Here is a 255-nt window from a genome sequence, read left to right as displayed (position 1 = left end):
CACCAGGCACCGTTGTCATCCTCGATAACCTGGCCACACATCGCAACAAGGAGGCCGCACAGGCCTTGCGCGATCACGGCTGCTGGTTCCTCCACCTGCCGCCGTACTCGCCCGATCTGAACCCCATAGAGCAGGCATACTCGAAGCTGAAAGCCCACTTGCGACGGATCGGTACAAGAACCTTCACCGAAGTCTTCGAGGCCATCGGATCAATCTGCGACCTCTACAACCCAGCAGAGTGCTGGAACTATTTCA

General features: G+C 57.6%; 1 protein-coding gene. It reads left to right on the top strand.

Going from position 1 to position 255, the window contains the following annotated elements; translation table 11 throughout:
- A partial coding sequence (locus QMG28_RS20920) for a transposase (protein ID WP_281844155.1) occupies nucleotides 1-255 on the top strand: 255 nt, incomplete at both ends.

Origin of the sequence: Sinisalibacter aestuarii, assembly GCF_027923545.1 — a bacterium.
GTDB classification, from domain to species: Bacteria; Pseudomonadota; Alphaproteobacteria; order Rhodobacterales; family Rhodobacteraceae; genus Sinisalibacter; species Sinisalibacter aestuarii.
This window is presented reverse-complemented; position numbering and strand designations above follow the sequence as displayed.